This is a genomic window from Chitinivorax sp. B, from assembly GCF_005503445.1.
Lineage (GTDB): Bacteria > Pseudomonadota > Gammaproteobacteria > Burkholderiales > SCOH01 > Chitinivorax.
This window is the reverse complement of the sequence record NZ_SCOH01000099.1, coordinates 1-5,182: the sequence shown is the minus strand read 5'-3', so window position 1 is coordinate 5,182 and position 5,182 is coordinate 1. Positions and strand designations below refer to the sequence as shown.

General features: G+C 50.4%; 7 protein-coding genes. 4 read left to right on the top strand and 3 right to left on the bottom strand.

Translation table 11 applies throughout. The features are described from left to right. The first annotated feature begins 406 nt into the window (after nucleotides 1-406). Both FFS57_RS24295 and FFS57_RS24290 read left to right on the top strand, forming a co-directional pair. The gene (locus FFS57_RS24295) at nucleotides 407-742 is read left to right on the top strand and encodes a hypothetical protein (protein WP_137940409.1); all 336 of its coding nucleotides are present in this window, start codon (nucleotides 407-409) and stop codon (nucleotides 740-742) included. Nucleotides 743-897: 155 nt separating this feature from the next. Then, nucleotides 898-1,692: a substrate-binding periplasmic protein gene (locus FFS57_RS24290; protein WP_249384158.1), complete on the top strand. Its 795-nt coding sequence runs from the start codon at nucleotides 898-900 to the stop codon at nucleotides 1,690-1,692. Here the strand turns inward: FFS57_RS24290 and radA are convergent, their stop codons facing one another. Further along, nucleotides 1,693-3,042: a DNA repair protein RadA gene (gene radA / locus FFS57_RS24285; protein WP_137940408.1), complete on the bottom strand. Its 1,350-nt coding sequence runs from the start codon at nucleotides 3,040-3,042 to the stop codon at nucleotides 1,693-1,695. 308 nt (nucleotides 3,043-3,350) lie between these two features. Between radA and FFS57_RS24280 the strand changes: the two genes are divergently transcribed. Further along, on the top strand, nucleotides 3,351-3,785 hold the full coding sequence (locus tag FFS57_RS24280; RefSeq protein ID WP_137940407.1) for a hypothetical protein: 435 nt from the start codon (nucleotides 3,351-3,353) through the stop codon (nucleotides 3,783-3,785). 84 nt (nucleotides 3,786-3,869) lie between these two features. Here FFS57_RS24280 and FFS57_RS24275 read toward each other — a convergent pair whose 3' ends face one another. Further along, a complete protein-coding gene (locus FFS57_RS24275) occupies nucleotides 3,870-4,175 on the bottom strand; it encodes an RnfH family protein (RefSeq protein ID WP_137940406.1) in 306 nt (101 codons plus the stop codon). Continuing rightward, the gene (locus FFS57_RS24270) at nucleotides 4,172-4,606 is read right to left on the bottom strand and encodes a type II toxin-antitoxin system RatA family toxin (RefSeq protein WP_137940405.1); all 435 of its coding nucleotides are present in this window, start codon (nucleotides 4,604-4,606) and stop codon (nucleotides 4,172-4,174) included. The genes FFS57_RS24275 and FFS57_RS24270 overlap by 4 nt, the downstream gene beginning before the upstream one ends. A 106-nt stretch (nucleotides 4,607-4,712) precedes the next feature. Between FFS57_RS24270 and smpB the strand changes: the two genes are divergently transcribed. After that, the gene (gene smpB / locus FFS57_RS24265; RefSeq protein ID WP_283204932.1) at nucleotides 4,713-5,180 is read left to right on the top strand and encodes an SsrA-binding protein SmpB; all 468 of its coding nucleotides are present in this window, start codon (nucleotides 4,713-4,715) and stop codon (nucleotides 5,178-5,180) included. Nucleotides 5,181-5,182: the final 2 nt, after the last annotated feature.

Sequence of the window (5,182 nt, the reverse complement as noted above, 5' to 3'; positions counted from 1 at the left end):
CAATGACATCAATATACGAATGATAATAAATTACTAATATAATAATTTTTCAAACAAAACCTATCAAAACAAACTATGTGGTTTAGGCTGACAATTAATAGTTGCAACCATACGCAATAAAACGCAAATTTTGCGTCTTTTTTATTTTGAGACTGCGGGTTATGACAAGCCGGCATGCGATCGCTTAAATAATTAAATATAAACATTGGGTTACATACGAATATTAAATCTCTTTCAATTCTCCCAAACACGCCAAAGCCTGCAAACAAGTCAATCCACTACACGAGCCAGTTCAAGCAATCATCAGTTGATCACCACATCTTGCATTTCCTTACCTTGAGTGTCGAACTGCTTCGTGTTAAAACTAAAAGGTAACGGACCTTGGCACTCGCCGGAGGATCGCCTCATGGGTAAACACTACCGGGTTCACATATCGGTTGCGCCGCTGGGTGCTACCGAAGTCAGAAAAGCACTCGCTGCCATCCGTGAGGCTTGGACCTCGCCTCATTACGTCAAAAAGATTGAGAAGAATAAGGTCTACTTTTTACAGACCTCAGCGGAAGCCAGTTTCTTGCCCGATGAAAATGAGCAAGCTTTTGCACAACGCGTATCCGTTGCCATCTGGAAAAAGGTGGGCCGCTATGTGAAGGTAGTGATTGATACCAGTGATAGTGATGAAGTACCAACCGACTGTTTTGAATTGAACGAATATGATTATCGCAAGCTGATGCGCACAAATTGATGCGTATGACCTGGCTCTGCAAGGATGGCCAGGCTTGGCTTGTAGTGGCAGTCACAGGATTGTCAGCCTGGTTCAGTTTGTTTGCCCATAGGATTGGATAGGAAGCCAGCCTTTGCCAGCCACACACCCAAGGCCGAACACGTTGGAGCAGGCCGATGCTGGCTAAGAAGCAGACGGTACCATTTATGCCAGGCCTGTTGCGGGCCAGCATGCTGTTGCTGATGGCTTGTCCTGTGCACGCTGACAATATCACACTCGCCAATGGCGAATGGCCGCCCTACCTGTCAGCCAATCTACCGAATTTTGGCTTTGCATCCCATGTAGTCACCGAAGCCTTTAAACTGGTTGGCGTTTCCGTCAACTACAAGTTCTTTCCCTGGGCTCGCGCAGAAGAAATGGTCAGAAATGGCGTGATTGACGGCTCAGTGGTCTGGTCAATCACCCCGCCACGAGAACAATTTGCCTTGTTCAGCAACCCTGTCTTGGTTGAAGAAGAGGTGATTTTTCGTCGCACTGACCGACCTTTGAAATGGCATGGTGACTTCAACGATCTACGTGGCATGACAATGATCACACCGTTAGGGTCCAAGCTTGGAGTATGGGAAACACCAATTAAGAATGAGCTGATTACTAACTATCGTGCCAAGGATGTCGAACACGGTATGAAAATGTTACTGGCACGACGCGTCGATTTTTTTCCACTGAACAAAACCGTCGGATACACCAGCTTGCGGTCCAACTTTCCCAGAGACGAACAGGTGAAGATTACACACGAACCCAGACCAGCGGATCGGATCGAATATCGACTAATGCTGTCACGTAAAGTACCTGGCATGGAGGCTTTGATCATCAAATTCAACCAAGGCCTGAAGCAACTGATGGACCGAGGTCAATTTGCACAAATGGAATCGGATCTATTGAACGGCAAGTACGACACCCCGCTCCCCTGATCATCGACAATGTGCCACAGCATCCGACAAGCGGTCGACCGCAATTACCTCCATTCCATCAATCATCTGCTTCGGTCGGTTGGCCTTTGGGACAATTGCCTTGGTGAAACCCAGTTTGGCAGCCTCTTTCAATCGCTCCTGCCCTCGCTGCACCGGACGCACCTCACCCGCCAGCCCAACTTCGCCAAATACCACCATTTTCTCAGGCAATGCCCGGTTGCGCATTGATGACACAACCGCCAACAACACCGCCAAATCAGCCGCTGGCTCAACGATCTTCACCCCGCCCACGGCGTTGATAAACACATCCTGATCAAAGCAGCCAATACTGGCGTGGCGATGCAAGACTGCCAACAACATGGCCAGCCGGTTTTGTTCCAGCCCAACACTCAGACGCCGTGGATTGGGAGCATGCGCCTCATCAACCAAAGCTTGCACCTCGACCAATAATGGTCGCGTACCCTCCTGTGTGACCATTACACAAGAACCTGGTACTGGCTCATCATGCTGCGACAAAAACAAGGCTGACGGATTGGATACACCTCGTAACCCTTTATCAGTCATCGCAAACACACCCAATTCATTGACTGCACCGAAACGATTCTTGATGGCACGAATCAACCGGAAGCTGGAATGGGTGTCTCCTTCGAAATACAATACCGAATCCACAATATGCTCCAGCACACGCGGGCCGGCCAGTGCCCCCTCTTTGGTGACGTGACCCACCAGAATCATCGTTGTGCCGTGTGACTTGGCATGCCGTGTCAATTGGGCGGCACACTCACGAACCTGGGCCACACTGCCCGGCGCCGACTGCAAGGTGTCCGTATACACCGTCTGGATGGAATCGATCACCACAACATCCGGTTTTTCAGTGGCAAGGGTGGCGGCAATTTTTTCCAGTTGAATTTCCGCCAGCAGGCGAACCGATGCCGCATCGACCGACAGGCGCTTTGCGCGCAATGCAATCTGCTGTGCTGACTCCTCACCGCTGACATACAACACATGCCGGGTGGTGCCCACTTGAGCCAAGGCTTGCAACAACAAAGTGGATTTGCCAATGCCTGGATCACCACCGATGAGCACTACCGCCCCTGTTACCAACCCACCACCCAGCACCCGATCCAATTCGTCAATCCCCGTTGGATGGCGCGGCACTTCTTCAGCGGTAACCGATGCCAACGACTGCACCTCAGTGGATTTAGCCAGCCCGGCATACCGCTTCTGCGCACTCTCCTGTACGGTTTCCGTCAACGTATTCCACTCACCGCAATGTGGGCACTGGCCTTGCCATTTGGGAGACTGGCCGCCACACGCAGCGCAACAATAGACGGTTTTCGTTTTGCTCATCGGAACACACCAATAGAAAGGAAATGAAGTTTAACGCGGCTCGACAATGCTTGCCCAGCCCGGCCTCAATATCAGTCAAAGCCGCGCCGGGTTTGATTGACAAGGGGGTTTGAACTGTCTGTTCGAATTAGAGTCCTATTCATATCGTCGATGTTTTTTACACGTACTTAAAATCGCATAAAGTTGTTATTTACCAATCCCTTGTCATGATTTATGTTTCGTCTTCTGGCATGGTGATTGCTTGTATTACTCAATAACAACAAGACCAATTTGATTGGCGACGATTGCAACTAATCAGGGGACACAACATGGGCGTATGGCGTTGGCTCGATTATTTCAAACCCGGAGAAAAGGGAATGGGAAACCATCCAGGGGCCCAATTATTGACTGAGCAGCAAGCAGCTGACTTTCTCCAGCCTTTCTTGCTGCATAAAAATGCTGCTGAATGGCTGCAGAGCGATCGCAAATCAGATCCGGTCATTTCGTTTCTGCTGATCGACGGAAAGGCACACTATTCACAGGATGATCTACTGGAATTCATTGATCAATTGATTCAACCCGCAAAGATGTACTTTGTTGAAGGCGTACCTGCTGGCGTGGATCGCCGCTCCAGCACCGATCGTCGAAGCAGTAACGACCGCCGTTTTCATGCTGAAATCCAGTTGCAGCCCAGTGTGGAACGACGCACCTTCATCAAGCCAGATCGTCGCCTACGTGGCACACTGGATCGACGAGGCAAGTGAAAACGCACACGGCAAGCACCCAATCAGCACACTGAGCTTGCCGTTTCCATCTCCTGTATACCCCTTTCCACCAGCCGCAACCGATCACAGCGTCTTTTTCTTCCCTGCAGCTCTGACTGATTCCGCCCTCTGTCGGCGTACCGTTTTAGGATCGGCAATCAATGGCCGATAGACCTCGACCCGATCACAATCCCGTAACACCGTATCCGACGCAATAGGCCGGGCAAAGATGCCCAGCTTCAAATCCGCATCCTGAAGCTCCGGATGCTTGCCAAACAAACCGGACATCGCGATGGCCTGTTGAGCGGTCGTACCTGCCGGTACAGTCAGTGATAACAGTGTTTGCTGTTGTGGCAAGGCGTAGACCACCTCGATACGCAGGCTGTTCATGTTCCGTACACCTTGTCCGCCCGACGAATAAAGGCATCAACAAAGGTATTGGCGATTTTGCTGAATACCGGGCCGATCATCTTTTCGAGCATACCACTGGAAAACTCATAACTCAGTCGAAACTCAATCTTACAAGCGGCATCACTCAATGGAGTAAACAGCCACAGGCCCTCCAGGTGACGAAATGGCCCATCAACCAGCAGCATGTCGATACGTTGGCCAAGTGTATTGGTATTGCGGGTCGTGAACTGATGTCTAAGCCCGTGATAGTCAATATGTAATGTCGCAGTGGTCTCCTCACCAACACGTGACAGCACCTGCGTCCCACCACACCATGGCAAAAATTCACTGTAATGCTCAATATCCTCAACCAGATGATACATTTGCTGCGCGGTGTGCTCCACCAGCACAGTCTTGACAACTTGGTGCATCGGTTTTTGCCTGAAAAACTGGTAAAATGCCCGATTTTACCCGATTCGCCGCTCGCGCAGCAGTTTGCGCGTCATCAGCGTGTCAGTTAATCGGATTAGGCCAACCATCAGGAAGGCGTCAAGCCAGATGAGTATCATCAATAACCGCAAAGCCTTTCACGACTACTTCGTCGAAGAAAAATTCGAAGCCGGTATTGCACTGGAAGGCTGGGAAGTCAAAGCCATCCGTGCCGGCAGAGTGCAACTGGCCGAAGCCTACGTCATCATACGTAGCGGCGAAATCTTTTTGTTCGGCAGCCACATCACACCTTTGCTAGCAGCATCGACCCATGTCAGCCCAGATCCCCTACGGACTCGAAAGTTGCTGCTACACAACGAAGAAATCATTCGCCTGATCGGCAAAGTGGAACGAGCCGGTTATACACTGATACCACTCGACCTACACTACAGCAAAGGCCGTATCAAAATTGAAATCGGCCTGGCAAAAGGCAAAAAACAGCACGATAAACGGGAAAGCGAGAAAACGCGCGAATGGCAGCGTGAAAAAGCCCGATTGATGCGCAACAAGGTTTAACC

Coding starts and splice junctions, on each gene's coding strand:
- FFS57_RS24270 (WP_137940405.1), bottom strand. CDS start 4,606: ATGCACCAAGTTGTCAAGACTGTGCTGGTGGAGCACACCGCGCAGCAA.
- FFS57_RS24275 (WP_137940406.1), bottom strand. CDS start 4,175: ATGAACAGCCTGCGTATCGAGGTGGTCTACGCCTTGCCACAACAGCAA.
- FFS57_RS24280 (WP_137940407.1), top strand. CDS start 3,351: ATGGGCGTATGGCGTTGGCTCGATTATTTCAAACCCGGAGAAAAGGGA.
- FFS57_RS24295 (WP_137940409.1), top strand. CDS start 407: ATGGGTAAACACTACCGGGTTCACATATCGGTTGCGCCGCTGGGTGCT.
- FFS57_RS24290 (WP_249384158.1), top strand. CDS start 898: ATGCTGGCTAAGAAGCAGACGGTACCATTTATGCCAGGCCTGTTGCGG.
- radA (WP_137940408.1), bottom strand. CDS start 3,042: ATGAGCAAAACGAAAACCGTCTATTGTTGCGCTGCGTGTGGCGGCCAG.